Origin of the sequence: Flavobacterium sp. MMLR14_040 (assembly GCF_033657265.1) — a bacterium.
In the GTDB taxonomy this organism is placed as follows: Bacteria; Bacteroidota; Bacteroidia; order Flavobacteriales; family Flavobacteriaceae; genus Flavobacterium.
The window spans coordinates 328,891-355,095 of the sequence record NZ_JAWVWO010000003.1 but is presented as its reverse complement, the minus strand read 5'-3'; the positions used below and the strand labels follow the sequence as shown (position 1 = coordinate 355,095).

The window sequence follows — 26,205 nt, the reverse complement described above, 5'->3', positions numbered from 1 at the left end:
AACGGAACTACTTGTGGCATCTCGACTCCGCTCGATGTGACAAACGAAATCAAATTCATTTTTAAACTTCTTCTAAAATGAACTTATATCACTTATATGGTGAAATAATTTTATAACGAAATTTCCCCACGCAATGCTGTTTCAAAAATATCTTTAAATTCAGCTGGCGGAATATTATGACCCAACAAATACATCAATTTTGTAATTGCGGCTTCTGTAGTAATATCTTTTCCTGAAATAACGCCCAGAGATTTTAGTTTTGTGCTTGTTTCGTATTGTCCCATATTTACACTTCCGCCAGAGCATTGTGTAACATTTACAATATGAAGACCGGATTGAATGGCTTTCTGAATTAGATTTAAAAACCAATCTTCGGTTGGAGCATTTCCTGACCCATAAGTTTCTAAAACAATTCCTTTTAAGTCCTTAATTTCAAGAATTGAAGACAAAACAACTTCGCTCATTCCCGGAAACATTTTTATTATGGCAACGTCATTGTCTAATTTTTTATGGACAATTAGTTTCGCATCTTTTTTTACAGGAAGAAATAAATGTGAGTTTAATTTAAGATGAACTCCTGATTCTACCAATTCAGGATAATTAGGCGCTGTAAAAGCTCTAAAATGTTCTGCATTTACTTTTGAAGTTCGGTTTCCGCGGTACAATTTATATTCAAAATACAAACAAACTTCTTTGATAACCGGTTCTCCGTTTTCCTGAAGAGAAGCAATTTGAATTGCCGTTATCAGGTTTTCTTTTGCGTCGGTACGCAAATCACCAATTGGCAATTGAGAACCCGTAAACACAACTGGTTTTGCTAAATTCTCGAGCATAAAACTCAATGCAGATGCCGAATATGACATTGTATCTGAACCATGCAATACTATAAATCCATCATACGAATTATAATTCTCTTCGATGATTTCAGCAATTTTCGTCCACATTTCAGGATTCATGTTCGATGAATCTATTGGATGTTCGAATGAAACGGTTTCAATTTCGCAATCTAATTGTTCAATTTCAGGAATGTTCTGCAATAGTTTATCAAAGTTAAACGCTTTGAGCGCGCCAGTTGCAAAATCTTTGCTCATACCGATGGTTCCGCCGGTATAGATTAAAAGTATTTTAGCTTTAGATGACATCCTGATATTTTAATTTATTGACAACAGGATTGGCATACATTGATAAAAATCCTTGTCTGGTAACAGGATTATCGCTGCCAATACGCATTTCTAAACGACGCTCAAAAAGTGATTTCTCATTTTCTTTGTACAAATGAGAGAACTTATCAGTTTCGTTTAAAATATCGTAAGCAATAAAATTAGTTGGCCACAATTGGTAATTTTTCAAAATAGAATCATCAATTACTTGTGCCAAAGCCTGCACTTGTTTGTTGGCATTGTCATTTTCAGCCACAATTTGATCGATTTCTGTATCCAGAACATCACCAACAGAAATGTGTATTCTTTTTTTGGTTCCCATAATACCACTCAAAATGGTCATGAAATCCTCATTTTTATCTTTAATATAAACTTCGTTGTTTGCTTCTGCCATTAATTGCGGCATTTTCAAAACATCCGTAGGATCGTATTCGTATGAAATAGAAACCGGAACGATTTTTAATTTCTTAAAATAATCCATCAAATTGGCTTCGTCAGAACCCATACCGATCATTTTTAAAACGCCCGGATTGGTTTCGTCGTTTCCGTCTTTTGTTCTTCCTTCTCTTTGTGCAATCCAAACCGAACGATTTTCGCGAAGCAATAATTGTCCCATATATTCTGCCAGCAATTTAGAACTCTGCAGCATTTCTCTCGGTGTTAAACCTCTTAAAACCAAAAAGTTTCTATTCAGTTTTGCCAATGTGCTTAAAAATGCTTTTTTAACCAGATTGTCGCCAATTGCAGATGCTGTCATGACCAAACCATGCTCGAACAAACAAACATTTAATAAGGTTGTATCTAAAAGAATATCTCTGTGATTCGAAATAAATAAGTAAGAAGTATTTTTCTCAAGTTTCTCAAATCCTGAAGTTGTAAGTCCTTCAGAACTTTTTTCAAGAACCTTTTGGATGGTATTATAAATAAAGTTGCATTGAAAATCACGAATCGAATGTGTTTTCTTAAGCTGCTCTTTCCAAACCTCATCTTCTACTTCCGGAAAAGTAAAGTTCATCATGGTTTTCATCATCGGATGATTGACAACATCATGAAGTGCTTCATTTATTTCAGAATCATAAAACGGTCGAATGGCATCAAATTTCTGCATTAATATCTATTTTTAGTGGGCAAAAGAACAAAAAAAAAACTAAAGTTAAGTAACTATAGGGTTAAATCCCAAAAACGTCTTTTGAATTTTGCGTTGTAATTGTCGCTATTTCTTCCTGAGAAACATCATATATATCGGCTAATTTAGCAATAACATTTACCAAATAACCGCTTTCATTTCTTTTTCCGCGATACGGAATTGGTGCTAAATATGGCGAATCTGTTTCAAGAACGATATGTTTTAATTCGATTTGATTTAAAAATTGATCAATTTTTCCGTTCTTAAAAGTTACAACTCCGCCAATTCCCAGTTTCATATTATAGGATATTGCCTGTAACGCTTGTTCGTGAGTTCCGGAGAAACAGTGAAAAATCCCAAACAAATCATCTGATTTTTCTTCTTCCAAAATTTCAAAAATTTCATCAAAAGCTTCACGGCAATGAATTACGATTGGCAGTTTGTATTCTTTTGCTAACTGAATTTGTCTTTTAAAAGCTATTTGCTGCTCTTTTAAATGCGTTTTATCCCAATACAAATCAATCCCGATTTCACCAACAGCGTAGAATTTTCTTTTGGCCAATTCAGCTTCAACATGCTTCAACTCGTCCAGATAATTATCTTTCACGTAAGTGGGATGCAAACCCATCATTAAAAACACATTATCCGGATAATTTTTTTCTAAGTCGTACATCGATTGTGTTGCAGCGGCATCAATTGCGGGAATAAAAAAACGGGTTACGCCGGCATCAATAGCTCTTTGAATCATTTCATCACGATCCTGATCAAATTCTTCAGAATATAAATGGGTGTGTGTATCGGTAATTATTGTCGTTGAATTCAATTGTCTAATTTTTAAAAGTTCAAAATTACGATAATATTAAAAACTTTCCAATTGGCGTGGAATGGAACGCGGATGACACGGATTCACTTCGTGAAAGCGCGGATTGGACGCGGATTTTTTTCTCTTCTCCTCTTAATAATAAACCCGACAGGCTTTAAAAACCTGTCGGGTTGAATACGTAACTAATTTATCAAAGTTTGAAACTGACAAAGGTTAAGTTGATACTATTTCCCAGTTTCAATAAATAACAACGCGCGGTCCAGAACCTCATCTTTTCCTTCCTGAATTCCTTTGATCGTTGGTTTTACTTCAATATCCGGAACGATTCCAATTCTTTGAGTTTCGCGTTTATCCGGGTAATAAACGCCAATTCCTGAGAAACGTGTATTAAATCCCTCGAAATCAAATATAGAAACATTTCCATTAGCACCAGAAGTTTGACTTCCAACAATTGTAGCGTGACCACAAGTTTGAAAACACATCGCCGTCCATTCTGCCTGACTTTGCGTTTTTTCATTCAATAAAAGAACAACTTTTCCTTTATAATAATCCTTATTATCAAAGCCCATTGAGGTTATTCCACTCCATGTATATTTTCCCGGATAACTTAAATCAGGATGTGTGTACATTGCAAATTTCTTTTCCTGAGCGTTTAAAAAGTTCCCTATTGGTTCAAAAGTTCCTCTCGGGTAATTTCTCATATCAAAAACTATTGTTTGTGTATTTTTTAGCGCTTCAATCATATCAGGAATATTTTTTCTTTCTATAATTCCCATATTAACATAGCCAATATTATGATTTAAAAGCTTAAATTTTTCCTTCTTTTTTCTTGCTCCTTTTTTAAATTCATTTCTATGAGAATCATGATAATCATACCAAATCATTGTTTTTGTGATATATTGGCCATTTTTAGAAAACTCTACTTTTACTAAATCATCAGAATAACTTGTTAAAATTTTCTCCGCCAGTTTATCTAAATATTTAGGCTCGTTTGAAGCACAAATCAAATCTCTATTCTCTGCAATAATTTCTCTTATCGTTTTATCATTTATTTTAGTAATTATAGTTCCAACTTTTATATCATATGCCTGAGCAAGACTATCAGCCAAAATTTCTGTAATGACTAGTTTCTCATCAATTATCTTTCCATGAGCAGGGAAAAAATTTTTTATTTTTGGAGCCGTTGGAGGCAAATATGTAAAAAATTCTGTGTGACTGTCATCAATTCTTGATACCATTTTTCTCATTGCCAGATAAAAATCATCTTGATTCTCTGCTTTAATTACAAGCGGTATTGTTTTTTCTAAAGTAAGATCCCATTTCTGATCCATTAAATATTTATCCGGAAAAAAATATTCTACTAAATTCCAAAACATAAATACCATACGGAGTTTTGAATTCTTATCTGTAAAATCCGGATGTTTATTATTTTCATTTTTCAAGCCAGCGTTCCCACCTCCTTTTAAACTATAAATATAAAACTGCTCTCCCTGAAACCTGTTTTCTTCTATAAATTTGAGCTTTTTAGATAACTTTTTCGAAAATACTTTATTGTTATTAAACCAGCTTAAATCGAAGTTTTTATCAAAATATTCTACATCTTTCAATGGCGCAATTGGTGCAATATGCTTTACCTCACCTAAAGCGTCAATCCAGTTTTCAAGAACTAATGAAAATTCTTCTTTTGTTTGTACTTTATCAATTTTAGGTAAAAGATCCAAAAGCTGGTTATCCCAATTAAATGCTCCGTTGGCTACTTGTGGATGATAGTATTTGAGGAATCCCCAAACTTTGCAAGTTGTAGCGAGTTTGTCTGTTTCTGAAATTTTGGCTTGACCGAAGGTTATTTGCGAAAAAACTAATAGAAAAAGTATGGTAATTTTTTTCATTCAATTTAGGTTAGAATTGTAAATCATTTTGCGTGTTAAAAAAATTATTTCCCGTTTTTAGCAAACAATTTAGCTCTATCCAATACTTCATCTTTTCCTTGCTGAGCACCAAAAATAGTTGGCTTTACTTCAATATCAGGAACAATACCGATGCGTTGTGTTTCTTTTTTATTTGGATAAAAAACACCTGCTGAAGTAAAAGAGGAATCAAAACCTTTGATAATCTTAAAGTAATAATTTGGCCCGTCGGCACCAGAAGTCTGACTGCCAATGACCGTTGCATTTGGCGCCGTTTGCAAACTCATTGCTGTTTGTTCGCCAAAACTATGGGTTCCTGAATTTACCAAAACAATTACTTTACCTTTGTAATAATCTGCATTGCTTTTACCGCATTCTTCCATTTCATCACTAAAATAGTAACGACCAGGATAACTCAAATCCTGATAAAGTAATCTCAAAATGGGTTTCGGTTCCGGGTTCAAATATTCACTAACTAAAAAATCGGTATATGTAGGTCTGTTTCTAACATCAAAAATTATGGCTTGTGTATTTTTTAATTTCTCCATCATTTCCGGCACTTCTTCTTTTGGCACTTTATTCATTTTTACGTAACCAATGTTGTCTTCCAGAATTTCCCAATTTGGCCCACTTTTAGGCGGTGATCTTTTAATTTTTTCATTCGGATAACGATGTATTTTTTTTACCGAAGTAATATTGTCGCGAATAAATTCAACTTCAAAATCATCTGTATTTCCTGTAAACATTACAAAACCACCATTTAATATAGCCGCTGGCCTATTAGAACCTTGCATATATTTTAGGAGTTCGTCTAATTTTTGTGCAACCGTTATGCCGTCAATTTTAGTAATAACGTCTCCTATTTTTAAATCGTCAATCTTTGCTAAAGAATCATTTACTATAGTAGTAATTACGGCTTTATCATCTATGAATTTGGATCCAAAGGCTGTATATTTTTCACCACCTAAATACTGCATCATTTGCATATTAAAAGTCGCTGCATGGGTATCGTTAAGTTTTATAGATATTTCGCGCATTGCTAATAAAAACTCTTTTTCAGATGCCGGAGCACTTATATGCGGCAGAATTTCAACCAGCGCATCATCCCATTTTTGATCCATTTTATATTTGTATGGAAAAAAATATTCTACATAATTCCAAAAACGGAATAAAGTCAGAATACGTAAATTTTTATTTGTCCATAAAAATTCTGCATATTCCGGCTCGTTAACAAACTGAAAACTGACTACTTTTCCGTCGCGGTTTACATAATGATTTGCTCCTTGAAATCTATTATCGATAATAAATTTCAATTTTTTAGAAAGGTTTTTAGAAAACAATTTGTCTTTTTGTGTCCAGTCTAAGTTTAGATTTTCATTAAAAAAATCTTTTTTAGCATCATCTGCAAGAGGTTTGTTAGCTGGTACAATGCCCAAATCATCAATCCATTTTTCTATTACTGCTGAATATTCTTCTTTGGTTTTTGAGTTTTCAATTTTAGGCAAAACCTCAAAAAGCTTTTCATCCCAATTAAAATCACCATTGGCGACTTTTGGATGATAATATTTTAGAAAACCCCAAACTTTGCAGGTTGAAGCAAGTTTTTCGGTTTCGGTAATTTTGGCAAAACCAAAAATGGTCTGAGAAAGCACAAGAAGAAATAATAAAGTAATTTTTTTCATTCGGTAAATTGAATTAAGGTTTCGTGGTAAATTCTTAATAAAAAAATCGAATTTAGAACTAAAATTCCAAATTCGATTACGGGTTTACGTAAAGTGACAAAAAGTTTATCGCTTATTCCAATTCTCTCAACAAAATCTGAACCTCAACATAATCTTCATAATCCTCAGGAATTGTAAGCAGGATTTCTTTACATGCGTTGTAATTTCTTTGTTTTAATTTAATTAGAGCCAAATTCCACGTTGCTTTATCTTTATAGGCCGAAGTTCCTGATTTTAGTTCACTAAAAACATTTTGGGCTTTTATGATTTGATTGTCTTGCAATAATGAAACTCCGTAAAAATATTGAATTTCCGGTGTATCTTTTTCTTTTAAAATAGATTCAAAAAACGGAATTGCTTTTTTATATTCTTTTGAATTAAATGCTGTTTCTGCCTGTTTTAGCATTGCATCAACATCGCCTCTTTCTGTAAAGTAAGCCGATTCCGGATGATTAAAATCTTCAAAAGAAGGCTTTTGACTATAATTATAAAAAAATAATCCCATCAAAATTACGGCAGCTGCTGCAATACCATAATACCAGGGTTTTAGTGCAATTACTTTTGGTTTATTGAAATGTTTATCTGAAACTTTTATTAGATTTTCTTTGAAAGCTTCTCTTTCCTGTTCATATCCAAATTTAGTTTCCAGCTGAAGATGCACATTTTTAAAAGTTTCAAATTCTGAAGCAAATTCGGGATCATCTGCCAATTGTTTTTCAAAACTATTTTTCTCTTCAACAGTCATTTCATCCTGAAGATATTGATCAAATAATATGTAGCGTTCCTCGTTCATGACTAATTATTTTTTAGGGACTTAAAGTTGTTGTTTTCCTGAATCCATTGAGTTAACTGGCCAATGCACAACGATTTTTTCTTGCGAACATAAGCGTATGTTACATTGAGTTTTTCGGCAACTTCTTCCATCGACTTAATGGTAAAACTCAACTTTAATAATTCCTGACATTTGTCTCCCAATTTTAGAAACATAGCGTCAAAAAGCTGTTGTTTTTCATTAAATTGTTCGGTTTGCTCTACCAATTCCACTCCGCATTCATTTATAGATCCCACATCTTCATGAATTGTTACCCCTTTATTAGATGTTTTTTTCAATTCGTTGAGCCACTTTCTTTTGCATAACAAGAAGAAATAAGCCTCAAAAGGGCAAGTCAGTTCCAGTGTTTTGGCTTTTGCCTGATTAAAAAGCAAAATCATGATTTCCTGAACCACATCCTGAGCTTGATCCTGATCGCCGGAATTGTTCTTTATATAAAATACAACCTTGGGAACAAACTTTTTATAAATCTCCTGAATGATTGCCGAGTTATTAGCCGCAAGTCCTTCGATATATTTTTGATCGGGATGAATTTTGATTTTGCCCATAAAAACAACTTTTAAATAGCTAATGTAAAAATAATCTCAAAATAAATTCTCAATAATGGGGTAACAATTATAAAATCAAGTTGATATAGCAATATAAAACTCTTTTAAAAACAATTAAAAATTAAAAGAAATGGAAAGTTATCAATTAATACATCAAAAAAATCTGGATCAGTTTCATAAAACCCTTTCTTCTAAAATCAGAAACGGTTTTGTGATTATCGAGCATAACGAAAAATTGCCTTATGCCGTTTTATCCAAAGAAAAAAAAGAAATCAATCATCCGTTTCATTTCTTCCTTACAGTAATCACATTCGGATTTTGGGCTATTATCTGGATCTGCTTAATCGTTTCGCTTTCGCGGAAAAAAGACATTCTGGTCGCACTTGATGAAGACGGAAATTTATTTGAAGAAAAATGTCTTTCGAAATAAATTAAAAAAAATAAAACAGGGGTAACAAAATTTCATCCCCAAGTATCTATAACTATAATTAACTATTTAAAACTAGAAATCATGAACACAAATTTTAAAAAATTAGGACTTTTATTCTTAGCAATATTTTCGGTTGTAAGTTGCGACAATAGCGACGGAGATGACAACAATGTTATTCTTCCACCAACTTCAGGAGCTTTTAAAGGAATAACCGAAAAAGGAATTAAACGAAATACACAAAACTTTACAGCAACTGCCGGAAATGGTTTGATCACGCTAACTTCTGCAAAAGGAGTGAAACTAAACATTAACGGAGACTGTTTAACCAAAAATGGAAATGCGGTAACGGGAACTATTGAAATTGAATACATTGAACTTTTCGATAAAGGGAACATGCTGGTTACCAACAAACCAACAATGGGAGTTACTGCTGACGGAAAGAAAAACTTATTAATTTCTGGTGGAGAATTCTTCATTAAAGCTACTCAGGGCGGAGTTGCACTGCAAACATCTTGCTCAATGAATTTAATTGTTCCAACGGCTTTAACTGACGGACTTGATAATGCAATGACATTATGGAACGGCACAATTGATGACAAAGGAGAATTGGCCTGGCGAGAAAATAATCCAAATGCTGATGGAAATGGCGGAGGAAAAGGAGGCGTACAAGGTGAAGGCGCAAATTATTATGTAACATTCGGGAATTTTGGCTGGACAAATGTAGACCGTTTTTACAGCGATCCGAGACCAAAAACGACACTTCTTGTTGATGCTCCAGAAGGTTACGATAACGAAAATAGTGCTGTTTATCTTTCTTATGATGGCGAAGGAACCAATGCACTTGCTAAATTAGACACTTATACTCCACAAGGAATGTTTAGTGAACATTACGGACAAATTCCAGTTGGTTTAGCTTGTCACGTGATTTTTGTAACCGAAGATAATGGTCAATGGCGATATGCAATTAAAGCGGTAACTGTTGCTGCAAACGACATTTATACTTTCACACTTGCCGAAACAACCGTTGGTACCGAAGCGCAACTGGTAGCCGCAATCAATGCTATTCAGTAAGTTAGAAAATACTTTTTAAGAAAAAGTGGTGATTTGCTCATCACTTTTTTTTACATTTAATCCAGTTTTAAAATTATCACTGATGATTTTAAAACCCAAAACTGTCTAGTTATGAAACCACAACTGTCTATTTTCTTGATTCTATTCTCTATTTTCTCAATAGGTCAAACCAAAGTAAAAGACACCATAACACGAAGAGCCAATATTGGTTTTATCCAAAACGGAAATGCCGTTACTTATAAACCCGAAACACCACCTTTGATTCCGATTGCGGGCGCGCCAAAACCAAGTTATTCCTATTTATGGGAACTCGGCGACGGTCATTATAGTAAAGAAGCCGAACCTAAACATGTGTATAAAAACAAAGGAACATACACGACAAGACTTGCCGTAACCAACAATTATGATAACGGAAAACCACCCGCAACAAGGCCTAAAAAGGTAGCAATAAACGAGATTACAGATACCAATTATAAAGATATCGCATCAATAGCAGACCAAAACGGATTTGCCATTATCAAAAACTGCGACCCAATTCCAGAACAGGAAATGGTAGTTGTAGTTGGTTATCAAAATCTGGAGAATTATGTGTCGAGCGGAAAGCTGTATTTGTTTTATAATGAGAAACAATTTAAGAACAATAATTTTGAATTGCTCGATTTTAGAACTTATGCAAACGAGCGCGAAGTAAAAGAAAACACTGTCGCTTCTGTTGACGATCTTGACGATTCTAAAAATTATCTGGCTTCCGCCGAAAACATACTGAAACTTAAAAAATACCGAAATACAACTTCTGAAGAAGATTTGGACGCTTCGTTATTAGACGCGAATAAAACGTATCACAATGTTTCGGTTTTAGAATTTGATGATCAAAATCCCGGAGAAACACATAATGTTTTTTATACTTTTAAAACGACTCCGGAAATGATAAAAGATACCAGCGCAACAGTTACCATGCGCGGGATTTTTGTTCCGAATCGAAGTTATAAAAACCATAAAATAAAGAATCTGGAAATGGAAATCGTAACTTCTCACGATCCAAACAAAATGGGTTCAAACGGAAGTTTTATGAATTACAGACTAGTGCGTTTTAAAAGAGTGAATTTTAAAACCCGTTTTCAAAACAACGGCGAAGGTCCGGCCAGAATGATTCGGTTAGAAACGGATATTCCGGATATGTTTGACAAAAAAACTTTTCAGATCGAAGACATGTATCCAAAATGTCCGATTTGTCCAAAAGATGAGGTTCCAACCGTAAGTTGCCTTGATACGATTATCAAACAAAAACAGATTTTTTTTACGTTCAAAAACATTTATTTGCCTGGAAGCGAACAAAAAAATGTGCACGAAAAAGATTCTACAAAAGGTTTTGTAAAATATTCGATGAAATTTGCCGAAGACTTTCACAAAGTAAAAACCCGAAGCAGAACGGCCATTATTTTCGACAAAAATGAACCTATAATTACCAACTACGCCACTACCCGATTTTTACCCGGAATTTCGATTGGTGCAAAAGCAGGTTATAATCTCTATCCTGATCTTGAAAAATCGACGAGTTATTTTGTGGGCGCAACGATTTCGCCTTTTAAATCGTATCGCTTTTATTGGCAGGCTGAATGGCTTAATGCATTAAACAAATACGATAATGCTATTAATGTTTTCGATCAGATAAATACAAATGCAAACGGAGTGAGACAATTGGTACGCACCACTACAGCAACCGAAAACAAAAATATCAACTGGGAAGTTCCTGTTTTAATTCGGTACAACATTAATAATTATATCGGAATTGGCGCGGGAATTCAGGCGAATATAAATGTATCTGAAGAACAAAATCAGAATATAAAAATCGAAACTTTTGAAGGCGACAAAGAAAACTTTTTAATCAGTACAACGACAGCATCCAATACAGTAAAAAACTCTTTTGCTGATTTTAAAACTGGGCTATTATTTGATTTAACTGCTGGATTTGCCAGAATTGGTCCGAGTTTAGGAGCCCGTTACGTCATCAACTTTGAACAGAATTTTAATTATTTTCAGTTTTATGGAATTTGGAAGTTTTAATATTTTTTCACCATATAAGTGATATAAGTTCATATTAAAAGTTGGATTGTTTATTACTGAAAATGTATTTCCTTTATATTAAAAGCATAAAGTATTTAAAACTTATATTCACTTATTTAGTTTAATCTTAAAATTATATGCACCAAAATAATATGAACTTATATCACTTATATGGTGGAAAAAAAATACGCAATCAAATATTACATATATGGTTTATCTTTCTTTTTATAAATCTAAATGTTCATGGACAACATCAGGAAGATACAATATACAATGCAATTGATGTTTTTGTTGAAAATCCTTCCGCGAAAGCGTTACAAAATTTAACGAATACTGAAATTAATTTTTGGAAAAATCCAAAACCAAAAACCAAAGATGAATTATTGGCAATTGTGGTTCTAAACTGCAATAAAGCATATTATGAAAATAAATTCGGGCAAACCGAAAAAGCGATTTCGAGTTACGAAAAAGCCTGGCAAATTTATCAGAAACAAAAACTTTCTAATTATGATATAATTGAATTTTGCCTGAAACCTTTGGGGAATTTATATACTGTTCTGGGTGATTATGATAGCGCAGAAAACACGATAAAGCAATATTTTTTTATCATCAATACTTCAAAAGATTATCCTGAAGCTGGGAAGCAAAAATTTGCAGCAATTTTAAATTTATCGAATGTTTATCAGAGTTCGGGAAAGATTTCTTTGGCGATTGAATTATTGGAAGGTACTTTGAAAACAGAGCAATTATCCAATGTACAAAAAGGGACTTTGCTGAATAATCTGGGGAATAATTATATATTAAGTTCAGCGGGAAATTTAATGCATCCTGAAATTTATCAAAAAGCTGAAAATGCTTTTGAATCTGCAGTTAATTATCTGAAAAATGAAAAGGAGCAATCAGAAAATTTATCTAATTCTTATAGAAATCTGGCGATACTCAATCGGCAGAGACAGCAATTTGAAGTTGCAAATTTGTATTTAGCAAAAGCTGAAAAACTGTTTTTTAAAACTACAAATCAAAAGCCACGAAAAATAGCAAAACTCTATTATGAAAAAGCTTTATTATTATTTGATCAACGAAAATATGATGAAAGTAAAAAGCAGATTTCGGCTGTTTTTAAAATTCTAATTCCTCATTACTCTCCAAAAAACATTTTTCCGAATCAAAATCAATTGTATGCAGAAACCGTTTTAATTGATGCTTTAGATTTACAAGCAGAAATCCTATTCAAACAAAATCATCCCAAAAAAGCTCTTAACGCCTTTAAACTTTCTTTTTATATCGAAGATCTTTTGATGAATGGATTGATTTATGAAAATTCCAAGATTATAACCCAAATCAGAGCGCGCAATCGTACCGAAAAATGTCTTTTGATTTATGATCGATTGTATCAGGAAGAAAGCAAAATTCAATATTTAAACGAAGCTTTTCAATTGGCTGAAAAAACAAAATCAGGCATTTTAAAAGGTTATCGATCGAATATTAAAGACGCTTCCGCGAAAGAAAAACAACTTATACAGCAATTTCAAAATGTCAATACCACTATTATAAAAGAACAACAAAAAGGTGATTTAGCCAATATTTCCAAAATAAATCAGCTTATAAAAAAGCAAAATAATTTTATGCTTTCGCTGAAAAAAATACAATCTGAAAAGCTCGATTTTATTCCTGAAAATTGTGATTTAAAAGGGTTGTTTTCAAAGTTAGAAAAAGACAAAGCTATTTTAGTTTACTATTTTATCGGAAATGAAAATCTGTTTTATTTCACTTTACAAAACAATAGAATCAATTTTAGACATATTTACATCGCACACCGATCTATGCTCGAAATTGTAAAATTTGTCGATTATTTTAATTCTGCTGATGCCATTACAAACGATATTTCTGGATATAATTATTATGGAAAAAGAGTTTATGATTTATTGCAATTACCTTCAAATGTAATCTATAAAAATCTCATCATTGTTCCAGACGGAATTTTGAATTTCCTTCCTTTTGAAACTTTAATTACTCAGGAATCATCGACAACAAATTTTGCCAAAATGCATTATTTATTGACTGACTTTAAAGTTGCTTATAATAATTCTGCTAATTTTTATCTTAATTCAAAACCCCTTTCAAACTTAGAAAAAACAGTTTTGGGCGTTTTTCCGGTTTTCGAAAAAACAGCTTACGAATTGAGTTATTCGAAGAAAGAATTAGAATCAATACAATCAAATTTCAAAGGAAAATATTTAGAAAATTCTGCTGCAACTTTTTCTAATTTTAAAAATAATGCAAATCAATATTCGATTTTGCATTTGAGTACACACGCTTCTTCGGGCGATATTGAAACTCCGGCCAGCATTAAATTTTACGATCAGGAAATATTGTATTCTGAATTGTATAATCTCAACATCAATCCGGATTTAGTGGTTTTAAGCGCCTGCGAAACCGGAATTGGAAAATTATACAAAGCCGAAGGCGCGATGAGCGTTGCGAGAGGTTTTCAGTTCGCGGGCGCGCAGAATTTGATGTTTTCATTGTGGAAAGTGAACGATTATACGACATCCGTTTTTATGACTGATTTTTATAAAAACATTAAAAATAATGCTCCGTATTTTGAAGCTACTGCCAATGCAAAACTGGATTTCCTGAACGATAAATCGATTCCGAATGCGAAGAAATCGCCTTATTATTGGAGTTCTTTTGTGTATTATGGTTCTATTTCTGATGAAGAAAAATCAAATAATTATATCTTTTACATCATTAGTTTATTGACGTTAATTGGCTTATTTTTGGTTTTCAATCATTACCAAAAATGGAAAATCTTCACGCGGTTCTCAAAAAAGAGAAATACAAAAAAATAAAATTCAAAGTTACCAAAACGCAGCATCTTTTAATAAAAGCCAAAATAAATGGCGTTTCAGGAAATTTTATTTTAGATACAGGAGCTTCTAACACCTGTATTGGTTTTGAAAGTATGGAACGTTTTGAAATTTCCTCAAAAAAATCAAAAACAAAAGCCTCAGGAGCTGGCGGAACGGGAATGAAAACGGAAGTTTCTGCCCATAATAATCTACAAATCGGGAGCTGGAAAAATACTGATTTTGGTTTGGTGATTTTTGATCTTTCTCATGTAAATGAAGCTTTAGAATCATACAAAGCCAAACCTGTCCATGGCATTATTGGTGCTGATGTTTTACTTGAAGGTAAGGCTATTATTGATTATTTTAATCATTATGTTTATTTGAAATAAAATCCCTAATTTGCTAAATTCCAATTCCAATTTTGGAAAAGTTTCCTTGGGATTTGGAATTTTATTTCTTGGATTCTTTTATATGTTTTGTATATATTTGTTAAAACAAATTAACAAACCTATACGTATGAAAAAAACTCTACTTTTTTTCTTTCTTCTTATTACCACTATTTTTTATGCCCAGGTAACTTCTATTACCATTTGCTCAAGCGAACCTTTTGATTTGACTTCGCTAAAAAATGATTTTATTGGTAATTTAGATCCTGCCGAAACAAACGTTACTTATTTTTTAAGTCTTGATGATGCATTAAATAATACAAATATAATTGCAAATCCGACGCAGTATATTGGTGCAATAGGGCCTTCAAAAATTTACGGTCGAATTGATTATAACGGAACTATTTCAACAGATTATTTTAATCTGATGACTTTTGAGTCTTTAAAGATAACAGCTTCACATACCCCAATAATATGCAGTGAAGAAACCTCTTCGCTGACCATAAATGCCTCAGGAGGAATAGGTTCATATCAATATTCAATAAACGAAGGTCCTTTTACCAGCAATAATTATTACAAATATTTACTCTCCGGAACTTACCATATAAAAGTAAAAGATGGCAGCCAAATGTGCATTGCTTCAATTGACTACGTTATTACAGCTCCTGCAACTTTCACTGCAACATCAATAACAGTAAATCAAAACACAACCATTACTCCGACAGGTGGTACAGAACCATATCTATATTCTTTAGATGGGGCTACTTATCAAACAAGTAATGTTTTTTTAGATTTACCTGTTGGTTTTCAGCCCATATATGTAAGAGATGCTAGAGGGTGCAGCGTTTTTACTACCATTGTTGTTGGGGATTCTGAATTTCCGTTAAGCTCTGGAGGAATGACGCTAAAACATGTAACCTGCTGGGGAAATGCTGCGATTCGTGCTTTTGGTTATGGAGGTCACCCTCCTTATTTGTATTCACTAAATGGAGGAATAACATTTCAAACAAGCGATACTTTTGACAATTTAAGTGCGGGAACTTATCCTATTGCTATAAAGGATAGCGAAAATACAATCGTTAATAATCTGGCTATCGAATTACTCCCATATATTCCTGTAAACTGCACTACAATTGTCACAAATACGTCAAGCTGTATCAATAATGGAGGCATCAACATTGTTGCAAATGGAGGACAAATCCCTCATTATTATTCAATTGATGGTGGAACAACTTTTTCTGCAGAAAATACTTTTTCTGATTTACCTGCAGGAAATTATACTGTATTAGTGAAAGATAGTAATGATTGTCTTTCTCCAGCAATAACGGCCAAAATACAACAAGCTTTACCATTATCTGCCACAGCTTTACATACGGAGTTATTGTGCGCCAAAGATAAAACATCACTAACTATTAATGCTGTTGGAGGAGAAGCTCCGTATCAATATGCTATTAATAATAGTATATATTCACTTAATAATATTTACACTGATCTTAGTTCTGGAACATATCAAATTAAGGTAAAAGATGCTGTTGGTTGTATAACAACTCTGGAACATATCATTGCACAACCAATTCCTATATATGCTGATATTCTTACAGAAGGTCAAACTGTAACTTTAAATGGGCAAGCAGGAACTGCTCCTTATGAATATTCTGTTGATAATGCTACTTTTCAAGCTGGCAATGTTTTTACAAATTTGTCTTCTGGAATTCACACTGTAAGAATTAAAGATTCAAAAGGCTGTGAGTCTTATGATTTTAGTATTACAATTGAAGACCAAAAACCTTTAGCTTCTGCTGTTGCAATAACTAAAGAGATGGACTGTTTAAGTAATGCATCTATAGCTGTAAATGCAACTGGTGGAAAACCTCCATATTTATATTCCATAAATGGCGGGGCAAATTATTTTTCATCAAATATTTTTTCTGACCTAACGGCTAATACTTATACGGTCAAAGTTCAGGATGCAGATGATAATTCGACGACAAATACTATTGTTATAAATCCTCCTGTTATTCCAATAATAACAGTAGCCAAAACAGATGTTCGTTGTAATGGCAGTAACAATGGCTCAATAAAAACTACTGTAATTGCAGGTTCTGCTCCATATCTATATTCATTAAATGGATATCAATTTCAATCAGCAGATACTTTTAACAACTTATCTTCAGGTGTGTATAATGTAACGGTGAAAGATAAGAATGGTTGTATGGCAATTGCATCTATTAATATTGCTGAGCCGACACTTTTAACTGCAACTGTTTCAACTTTTGAGCAAAGTATAGTTGCTAATGTATTGGGAGGAAATCCACCTTATTCTTATTCTTTGGAAAAAGAAGCAATAATAGTCGCTGCACCTCAAAGCAGTAATACGTTTATTAATTTGCCAACGGGAATTTATAGTGTAAAAGTTGCAGACGCTAATTCTTGCACTTTAATATCCTCTGAAATATATGTAGCACCACCACCAACACTTTCAGCTACTGTTGTTACAAATGCTATTAATTGCTTTCAGTCGACAGGAACAATAACAATAAATGCAACCGGAGGAATTGCCCCTTATTTATATTCGATAGATAATGGAAATAATTATGCAACCCCAAATGTCTTTTCAAATTTATCTGCAGGAACTTATACAATAAAAGTTAAAGATACCCAGAACGCTGCAATCACCCTTACAGCTACAATAAGTCCTTCTTTAACAGCAACTGCTGTTATTATGAAAGGCATAGATTGTGCGAGCAATGGTTCTATAAATGTAAATGCATCAGGAGGAAGTGGCAATTACCAATATTCTTTAAATGGAGCATCTTTTCAGGCTTCTAACATTTTTAATAATTTAACTGCAGGAACATATCATTTTACGATAAAAGATTCTAATAATTGTACTGTTATTACAAATGATATTATATTACTACAGCCTGTTCCATTGACAGCGACGGTAACTAATACCAATGTTATTGATTGCTTTGCTAATGCCTATAGTAATGTCGCAATTACTGCAAAGGGTGGCAAAGCGCCTTATCAGTATTCATTAAATAAACTTCCGTATGAGTATAATAGAACTGTTATGGTATTATACCCCGGAAATTATATAATTGATATCAAAGATGCAAATAACTGTATTTTCAGCACTCCATTTACTGTAGGATCTCCTAGTTCCCTGAGTGCAACTGCATTTGTAAATAAAAGTACAGAATGCGGCGTTAAAGATTCAGTAACTATTGTGGCAAAAGGCGGACAAGCACCATATACTTATTCGTTTGATGCAGCAGTAACATATTTCGATTCCAATACTTCTTCAAATTTTACTGCTGGAGTTCAAACTTTCTTTGTAAAAGATAGCAATGGCTGTCAGGCATCAGTTTATATTCCAATTGAACAATCTATTTTATCAGCAACAACCACAACAGATGTTTATAATAAAACAATAAAGGTTAATGTTACGGGAGGCAAAACTCCATATAAATATACGCTCAAGAAAAATTCAGAAATTATTATAGGTTCACAAAATGAGAATGTTTTCAATAACGTAGCATTTGGAAGTTATGTTGTAGAAGTTACAGATGCAAATGGATGTGTAGTTTCTTCCTATACTGAATTATATTCACCTTTAATCATATCAGCAGTTATTACGAGACCAACAGCTATCGAAAATTTTGGTACAATAAAGGTAGTTGCCACAGGTGGCTTAGCTCCGTATAATTATTCAATAAACGGAGACAATTATACAGCAAACAATATATTCACTAATCTGGTTCCGGGTATATATATAATAGACGTAAGAGATAGTTCAAATAATATAAGTTCATTATATGTTGTGATAGAACCTCTTAATCCATTAACAGCAACAATAGCAAATACAAACATAAGCTGCTACGGAAGTCAGGACGGTGCAATTGTAGCAAATACATCTGGAGGATTAGCTCCTTACACTTATTCTCTTTATAATAATGAAATTCAAATTACTTCTAATTCTAGTATGAATTCGTTTTCTAATTTACCTGCTGGTTCTTATAAAGTAAAAATTAATGATTCTGCTGGTTATACCTTTCTATCAAATAATATATTTATATCACAACCTGCGACATTAATGGTTTCATCGGCTACTGTAGAAAATCAAACAATAACGGTTATTACAACTGGTGGAAACGGATTATATGAGTATAGTTTTGATGGAGCTTCTTTTCAATCGAGTAATATTTTCAATAGTGTACCTTATGGAATTCATGAAATATATGTAAGAGATCAAAATGGATGTGCTGCAGTAATGTCTGTTAATTTAGACCCGCCGTCACCCTCAATAGAAGGTAAAAATTCGCTGGCTATAGAATTTACTCCAGGACAAACTTTAGCTGATCTTGTTGTTGAAGGTCAAAATATTAAATGGTACAGTACTGCAAACAATGTTGCCAAAAAGACAAATAAATCAAATGAAGCAACTTTACCGCTAACAACTTTATTGGTTGACGGAACTATTTATTATGCTTCGCAAACCATAAACGGAATTGAAAGTACAAAACGTTTAGCCGTTACAGCCAAATTAAACGGTTCGCTTTCTGCTCCTGATTTTACTTTAGCTAATTTCAGTTATTATCCAAATCCGGTTCAGCATAATTTGAATATTAGTAATAGTTCAAATATTGATGAGGTTGAAATTATATCTGTAATAGGAAAATCTGTTTTGGCTAAAAAAATAAATAACACACATTCTGAAATTGATTTATCTAATGTTTCTTCCGGAGTTTATTTCTTAAAAGTAAAATCAGAAGGAAAAACAAAGACAATTAAAATTGTGAAGAAATAACGGGATTAAATTCCAATATTTAAAATTCCAAATTCCAACTAAGGAACTTCTTATAAATCAAAAATCCCAAACTCCTTATGGAATTTGGGATTTTTTATGTTCAATATTCAAGCTCCTTTTGGAATTTGGAATTTTAAATATTGGAATTTCTTAATGCGTATGTTTAGGATTAAAACCGTCTTCGCTTAATTCGGTGTGCTCATAATCAGCAACCATTTCTGCTTCGTAATCTACTTTTTCTCCTTTGCTAACTCTTGCAATGATTTTCTCCATGATGTTATAAATAACCGGAACTACAATCAAGGTTAGGAATAAAGACGAAATTAATCCTCCGATAATTACCCAAGCCAATCCGTTTTTCCACTCAGCTCCTGCTCCAGATGCTAATGCAATTGGGAACATACCAAATACCATCGCAATTGTTGTCATCAAAATCGGACGTAAACGAGCGTGATTCGCCTGAATTAATGCCGTTCTGATTGATTCACCTGCTGCTCTTCTTTGGTTGGTGTAATCGACAAGCATGATCGCATTCTTACACACCAGACCAATCAACATGATGATACCCAAAATCGTAAAGATGTTTAATGAGTTATTGGTCAAAGCCAATGCCAGCATAGCACCAATAAACGAAAGCGGAATTGCAAATAATACTACAAACGGGTGAGCAAAACTGTCATACAAACTCACCATTACAAGATAAACCAAGATAATAGCGGCTAATAAAGCGATTCCTAAAGTACCAAACCCTTCAGATTGATTCTCCTGGTCACCTCCCCAGATATAGTTTACACCTGTTGGTTTTTTAAGCTTATCTAATTTTGCCTGCCATTGTGTTACAATTGTTCCTGAAGGAACCCCTACGTTTTGTCCTTTTACTGTTACCGAAGCAGATTTGTCTCTACGCTCTAACTGGCTAGGTCCTGATCCTTCTGTTATATCAGCAAATTGAGATAACTTAATTTGTTGTCCTGCAGAGTTGATGAAAATCAAATTACTAACGTCAGTAATACTTTTTCTGTCAAATGCATTATATCTAATGTTGATATCGTACTCATACTCTCCGGCTCTGTATTTACCGTCTGTGTTCCCACTAAAAGCAGTTTGCATCGTTAAACCAACCGTTTGAAGTGTTAATCCTAAAGCTGCCATTTTATCACGATCAACTTTAACGTTTACCTCTGGATTTCCGTCTTCAACAGTTAATTTAATCTCTGTTGTTCCGGGAATTGTACGTAATTCAGCTTCAGCTAATTTAGCAAATGCCATTGCACTTTCTGTAGACGGACCTGTTACAATCAATCCTAAGGTAGCATCCTCAGCAGTTCCTAAGATACCTACAGGAACCGTTTTTACTTTTGCTCCAACTAATACTTTTTCAAGCTTACGTTTAATTTTTGCTGCATAAACGTTGGCGTCATCGGTACGATCTTTTTGTTCGATCATTTTTACGTCGATCTCTGCTTTGTAAGCCGTAGCCTGAGATGCACCAAAACCTTCACTGGTTTGTCCTACAGTTGTAATCTGACTGTGAACATATTCCTGAGATTTCAAATAAGCTTCTGCTTTTTGCGTCATGAAGTTGGTTTGTTCTAACGAAGCATCTTTCGGCATTTCGATTTGAACTAAAAACTCCCCACTATCAGATGATGCAAAGAACTCTCCTCCAATGAAACCTCCACCCATTAATCCAATTGTTGATCCGAAGAACAATACAAGAACAACTAAAATGGTTTTAATATAATGATCTAAACACCAAGTCAATAAATCAGAAACCCAGTTTGTAAAACGAGTTAAATAACTTTCGAAACCAAGAATAATTCTTCCAAATAAATTCTTTCCTTCAATATGCTCTAATTTACCATAACGAGATGATAACCAAGGGATAATTGTAAATGAAGCTAAAAGCGACAGTAAAGTTGAAATAATTACGGTAACACAAAATTGTGTAATAATATTAGAAACCAAACCAGAACTCATTGCGATTGGTAAGAATACCACGACAATTACTAATGTGATCGAAGTTACAGTTCCACCAATTTCTGCAGTTCCGTCGTAAGATGCACGAATCTTACCTTTACCCATTTCCATGTGTCGATAAATATTCTCGAGGACCACAATCGCGTCATCGACCAGAATACCTACAACAAGAGATAATCCTAATAAACTCATTAAGTTTAATGTATATCCCATTAAATAAATACCAATAAACGTAGCGATCAACGATGCTGGAATCGAAACCATTACAATTAATGAGTTTCTAATACTGTGCAAAAAGAACAACATTACAAAAGCTACCAGAACTACCGCAATTAATAAATCGTGAACTACAGAATCTGCAGCTTCAAGAGTAAAGATTGTACTATCTTTTGCTACTTCTAATTTTAATTGATTTGCTTTATAATCATTTTCAAGAATAGCAATTGTTTTTAATAATTGCTCACTTACCGCTACTGCATTTGCATCAGATTGTTTTACGATTTGCAAAACAATAGCACTTTTTTGATCTACACGTGATATTTTTTCTGCTACTTTTTGAGTATCCTGAACATCGGCAATATCACCTAAACGAACCTGAATTCCGTTTTGAGAAGAAACTACCAGGTTTCTTAATTCCTGAACACTTTTATATTTACCCGCTAAACGAATTAATATTTTTTGATTACGTGTTTGGATATTTCCTGTTGGGAAATCTAAATTCGAAGTCAAAATATTTTGCTGTACCTGTGGAACAGATAATCCGTAACCCTGCATTTTTACAGCATCAAGATTTACCTGAATTTCACGCTCAGAGCCACCAATAATATTTACCTGCGCCACACCTTGTACACGAGATAAAATAGGAGCAATTTTTTTATCAATTAAGTCATAAAATTCAGCTTCGTCCATTTTACCATTAGCACCAAGTGTCATAATTGGTAAATCACTTAGGGAGAATTTTGTTAACGAAGGTGTTTCTGCATCATCCGGTAAATCGCTAATAATGGCATTGATTTTACGCTGTGCATCATTCAAAGAAAAATCGACCTTTGCATTTGATGTTAATGTAATCGATACAATAGATAAACTTTCGTATGATTTTGAGTCAATTTTTTTGACATTCTCTAAGGATGCGATCGCATCTTCAATTTTCTTGGTTACTGTGTTTTCTACCTCACTTGGAGAAGCTCCCGGATAAATTGTAGAAATTGTAATAACGTTTTGTTCAAATTTCGGGATCAGCTCATAACCTAATTGGCTGTAACTGAACAATCCACCAAGTGTTAGAATTGTAAACAATACAATTACCAACGACGGACGTTTTATGGATATTTCGGCTAATTTCATATTTGTTGCTTTAGGCTGTAGGCTTTAGGCAATAAGCTTCTTGCTTACTGCCTATAGCTTATCGCTTTAAATTATTTAATAATTTCTACTGTATTACCGTCTTGTAAGTTAATTTGACCTGTAGTAATTACAGTTTCTCCGTCAGATAATCCATTGATAATTTCTACTTTATCACCTAAAATTCTTCCAGCAGTTACTTTTCTTAATTTTGCAATACCATTTTCAACTACAAAAATCTCGTTACTGCTCACACTTCCTACGAATGCATTTCTAGGTACAACCATCAAGTTTTGCTTTTGTTGGTTTGATGCAAAATTTGCAGTTCCGTACATACCCGCTTTCAGGTCGTTATTTGAGTTGTTTGTAATTTCAATTTCAACAGGAAAGTTCAAAGACTCATCTGCTTTTGAAGCAATGAAAGTAATTTTACCAGAAAAAGTTTTATCAGGATAAACACTTGCAGTTACTTTAATTTGGTTTCCTAATTTTAAACTCGCTACTTGGTTTTCGTTTACTGTAACAACTAGTTTTAGTTTAGATACGTTTACGATATCAAATAAAGCTGTTGCTGGCATTCCTGCTAAAATAGATCCCGGCTCAATATATTTTTTATTGATAAATCCGCTTATTGGCGCTTTTACTTTTGTATCCCCAACATTAATGTTTGCTTGCGTTAAGTTAGACTGCGCATTTGTTAAAGCTAACTTAGCCTGATCTAATTGTTGTTTTGTAACACCACCTGTTTTAAAAGCATTTTCATATCTCTCATAATCAGATTTTGCATTTTGGTAAACTGCCTGTGCTTGTTGTGCACTAACATTAATTACATCACCTCTAACTGTCAATAAAGTTTGACCTACTCTTACATAGTCACCTTCTTTAGCTAAAACGCTGATTACTTTTCCAGATTTCTCAGCAGAGAAAGTTAATTCCTGAATTGGTTGGAAATTTCCATTTGCAACGAAATCCAAAGAAACTTCTTCTGTTTTTACAGGAGAAACTTTAACCGAAACTGCAGCATTTTTCTCTGCTACGATATCTGTTTTTGCTTTGTTCTCCTTCTTATTATTATTTAAGACATATCCAATCACACCCAGTGCTGCGATTATGATTACGATTGTTATAATAGTTTTCTTCATTGTAATTAGTTATTTAATAAGAGTTTTTAGTTCGCCTTTTGATTTGATTAGTGCTATTTCGGCAATTTTATAATTTAAAACTGCTCTGGTATAATTATTTTGAGCTTCAAGTGATGCATTTTCAGCATCTAATAAATCTGTTAAAGATGCCAGTCCCTGAAGATAATTGTTTTTTGTATTGCTTAGAATCTCTGATGCCAATTGCATATTTTCTTTTTGATTCTGGATAGTTACAATGTTATTCTCGATGTCAGCCATTGCATTTCTGTAGTCTAAATCAAGAGAAAGCTTTGTGTCTTTAATATCTTCCTGCAAAGATCTGATTTCTACATCGGCTTGTCTTACTTTGGCACGAGTTCCGAAACCTGTAAAAATTGGCACATGTAAGTTTAATCCAATTGAAGAGTAATCAGACCAGTAAACTCCGTCTTTTGGTTTTGCAAACCAAGGCATTTCAGGTCCCTGACCAATATAATTGTAACCTGCCGTTAATGAAAGTGTAGGATAATATCCCGCTTCAACAGCTTTTTTATTGTACACCAAAAGCTCTTCTTGTTTTTTCAAAAGCAGATATTCTGTTCTGTTTTCAATAGTTGGCTGTTCTGTTAATGCTGCAGGAACCACTTCAAATTCTTCTTTTGGCATGTCAATTTGAGTTTCAATAGGCATTCCCATATAAAACTTTAAAGCATTTTCCTGTAAAGTAATTTGATTTTTAATTTGCTGACGTTCTGTATCTATATTTGACATTTTCACAACGATACGGTCTAAGTCAATTTTTTTAGCTAAACCATTATCAAATTGTCCTTTTACGATATCACGAACTTTTGTTGTGTTTACGTAATTACTGTCTAAAAGAATCAATCTTTCTTTTTGTACATAAACAGAATAATAGTTATTTGCAACTCTTTCAATAACCTGCTCTTCTGTTAACTGATTGTTTATTTGATAAAACTCGCGTGTTGATTTTGCTGCTCTTAATCCTGTAAAAACAGATTGATCAAAGATTGTCTGAGTTAAAGAAAGCCCTGCTGTTGAAGTCCATTTTTGACCTAATGGGGCTAAAAGTGTAGTTCCGGGAGCACCAAAAAAATCTCCAGGTAAAGCATTTAACTGTAAAATAGGATTGTAAGTTAAATTTCCGTTTGCAGAAATTTGAGGCAATGCTCGTGAACGTACTTCCTGAATTTGGTACTCACTGTTTTCAACCTGTAGTTTGGCCTTTTTAGCATCCGCTTTGTTTTGAAGCGCATACGTAAGAGCATCTCTTAAGGTTAATGTTTGGACTTGTGCGTTGGCAGCCAAGCCAATTGTACACAAAAATATAAGAATTATTCGTTTCATAGATTGATGATTAAGTAATAATTTTTTTAAGTTGTTTTTCTAATTCTAGTATTCCATCTGGTGTTGCCATTGCTCTGGTATGATATTCCAAAGCTTCTAATTCTATTTCCTGAGCCTCTCTCTCAGAAATTGTATTTTCATTAATGTGAAAAATTAAAGTGTAATAAAATTTCACATACACCTCAATATTGATATCCGGGCGATAAAGTTTCTCGCTAATTCCCTTTTTTATATTTTCTCTAAAATATTGCGTACACTGCTCTATTTCGTGAGACAATACATTTTGATATATTTCGGGATAATGTTTTTTTAACTGATAAATCGGCGAAGTATCCATATTATTTTTAAACATGTCTCTGAACATTTCTCTGATCTCAAAATTTTCCATAATTGCATTGTAGTTTTTATCCACAATAGAATCAATTATTTCGTGTACTTGTCTGTGAACCATCGAGGTACTTTCTTCAATTAAAACCTCTTTGTTACAAAAATATTTGTAAATCGTTTTCTTTGAAATACACATTTCACCTGCAATATCATCCATCGTAACACTTTTAAAGCCTAACTTTAAAAATAAATCGCTTGCTTTTGCTATGATTTTTTCTTTCATCTTAATTATCAAATTGCCTTACAAATATAATTCGGAAACTTTTTTAAAAAAAATA

At 33.2% G+C, this 26,205-nt stretch carries 17 protein-coding genes; 6 read left to right on the top strand and 11 right to left on the bottom strand.

Annotated features, from left to right (window positions below; genetic code table 11):
- Nucleotides 1–110: 110 nt before the first annotated feature.
- The 7 genes from SD960_RS06685 to SD960_RS06655 all read right to left on the bottom strand — a co-directional run bounded on the left by SD960_RS06685 (nt 111) and on the right by SD960_RS06655 (nt 8,117).
- On the bottom strand, nt 111–1,142 hold the full coding sequence (locus SD960_RS06685) for an asparaginase (protein WP_318801710.1): 1,032 nt from the start codon (nt 1,140–1,142) through the stop codon (nt 111–113).
- Nucleotides 1,132–2,268 (bottom strand): 1-acyl-sn-glycerol-3-phosphate acyltransferase, encoded by a 1,137-nt coding sequence (locus SD960_RS06680; RefSeq protein ID WP_318801708.1) that lies wholly within the window; start codon nt 2,266–2,268, stop codon nt 1,132–1,134. The genes SD960_RS06685 and SD960_RS06680 overlap by 11 nt, the downstream gene beginning before the upstream one ends.
- Before the next feature lie 61 nt (nt 2,269–2,329).
- On the bottom strand, nt 2,330–3,109 hold the full coding sequence (locus tag SD960_RS06675; RefSeq protein ID WP_318801707.1) for a TatD family hydrolase: 780 nt from the start codon (nt 3,107–3,109) through the stop codon (nt 2,330–2,332).
- 224 nt (nt 3,110–3,333) lie between these two features.
- Nucleotides 3,334–4,998 (bottom strand): S41 family peptidase, encoded by a 1,665-nt coding sequence (locus tag SD960_RS06670; RefSeq protein ID WP_318801706.1) that lies wholly within the window; start codon nt 4,996–4,998, stop codon nt 3,334–3,336.
- Between the two features lie 44 nt (nt 4,999–5,042).
- Nucleotides 5,043–6,698: a S41 family peptidase gene (locus tag SD960_RS06665; RefSeq protein ID WP_318801705.1), complete on the bottom strand. Its 1,656-nt coding sequence runs from the start codon at nt 6,696–6,698 to the stop codon at nt 5,043–5,045.
- 112 nt (nt 6,699–6,810) lie between these two features.
- Nucleotides 6,811–7,530, bottom strand: coding sequence for a tetratricopeptide repeat protein (locus tag SD960_RS06660; protein WP_318801704.1), 720 nt, complete (start codon nt 7,528–7,530; stop codon nt 6,811–6,813).
- 2 nt (nt 7,531–7,532) lie between these two features.
- The gene (locus SD960_RS06655; protein WP_318801703.1) at nt 7,533–8,117 is read right to left on the bottom strand and encodes a sigma-70 family RNA polymerase sigma factor; all 585 of its coding nucleotides are present in this window, start codon (nt 8,115–8,117) and stop codon (nt 7,533–7,535) included.
- Nucleotides 8,118–8,247: 130 nt separating this feature from the next.
- Here SD960_RS06655 and SD960_RS06650 point away from each other — a divergent pair, with 130 nt between their 5' ends.
- The 6 genes from SD960_RS06650 (at nt 8,248) to SD960_RS06625 (ending at nt 19,730) form a co-directional block, all read left to right on the top strand.
- Nucleotides 8,248–8,547, top strand: coding sequence for a hypothetical protein (locus SD960_RS06650; protein WP_318801701.1), 300 nt, complete (start codon nt 8,248–8,250; stop codon nt 8,545–8,547).
- 81 nt (nt 8,548–8,628) lie between these two features.
- Complete coding sequence (locus SD960_RS06645; RefSeq protein ID WP_318801700.1) at nt 8,629–9,618, top strand: hypothetical protein; 990 nt, start codon at nt 8,629–8,631, stop codon at nt 9,616–9,618.
- Nucleotides 9,619–9,729: 111 nt separating this feature from the next.
- Nucleotides 9,730–11,682, top strand: coding sequence for a PKD domain-containing protein (locus SD960_RS06640; protein ID WP_318801698.1), 1,953 nt, complete (start codon nt 9,730–9,732; stop codon nt 11,680–11,682).
- Nucleotides 11,683–11,834: 152 nt separating this feature from the next.
- The gene (locus SD960_RS06635) at nt 11,835–14,534 is read left to right on the top strand and encodes a CHAT domain-containing protein (protein ID WP_318801697.1); all 2,700 of its coding nucleotides are present in this window, start codon (nt 11,835–11,837) and stop codon (nt 14,532–14,534) included.
- Nucleotides 14,486–14,923, top strand: a complete 438-nt coding sequence (locus SD960_RS06630; RefSeq protein WP_318801696.1) for a retropepsin-like aspartic protease — start codon at nt 14,486–14,488, stop codon at nt 14,921–14,923. Before SD960_RS06635 ends, SD960_RS06630 begins: the two co-directional genes overlap by 49 nt.
- A gap of 127 nt (nt 14,924–15,050) precedes the next feature.
- Nucleotides 15,051–19,730, top strand: a complete 4,680-nt coding sequence (locus tag SD960_RS06625) for a T9SS type A sorting domain-containing protein (protein ID WP_318801695.1) — start codon at nt 15,051–15,053, stop codon at nt 19,728–19,730.
- Between the two features lie 150 nt (nt 19,731–19,880).
- Here SD960_RS06625 and SD960_RS06620 read toward each other — a convergent pair whose 3' ends face one another.
- The 4 genes from SD960_RS06620 to SD960_RS06605 form a co-directional block, all read right to left on the bottom strand.
- Nucleotides 19,881–23,057, bottom strand: coding sequence for an efflux RND transporter permease subunit (locus SD960_RS06620; RefSeq protein ID WP_318801693.1), 3,177 nt, complete (start codon nt 23,055–23,057; stop codon nt 19,881–19,883).
- A 71-nt stretch (nt 23,058–23,128) separates the two neighbouring features.
- On the bottom strand, nt 23,129–24,196 hold the full coding sequence (locus SD960_RS06615) for an efflux RND transporter periplasmic adaptor subunit (RefSeq protein ID WP_318801692.1): 1,068 nt from the start codon (nt 24,194–24,196) through the stop codon (nt 23,129–23,131).
- Between the two features lie 9 nt (nt 24,197–24,205).
- Nucleotides 24,206–25,540: a TolC family protein gene (locus tag SD960_RS06610; protein WP_318801691.1), complete on the bottom strand. Its 1,335-nt coding sequence runs from the start codon at nt 25,538–25,540 to the stop codon at nt 24,206–24,208.
- Between the two features lie 10 nt (nt 25,541–25,550).
- Nucleotides 25,551–26,150 carry a TetR/AcrR family transcriptional regulator gene (locus SD960_RS06605; RefSeq protein ID WP_318801690.1) on the bottom strand — a complete coding sequence of 200 codons (600 nt, stop codon included), beginning with the start codon at nt 26,148–26,150 and terminating at the stop codon, nt 25,551–25,553.
- Between the last annotated feature and the right edge of the window lie 55 nt (nt 26,151–26,205).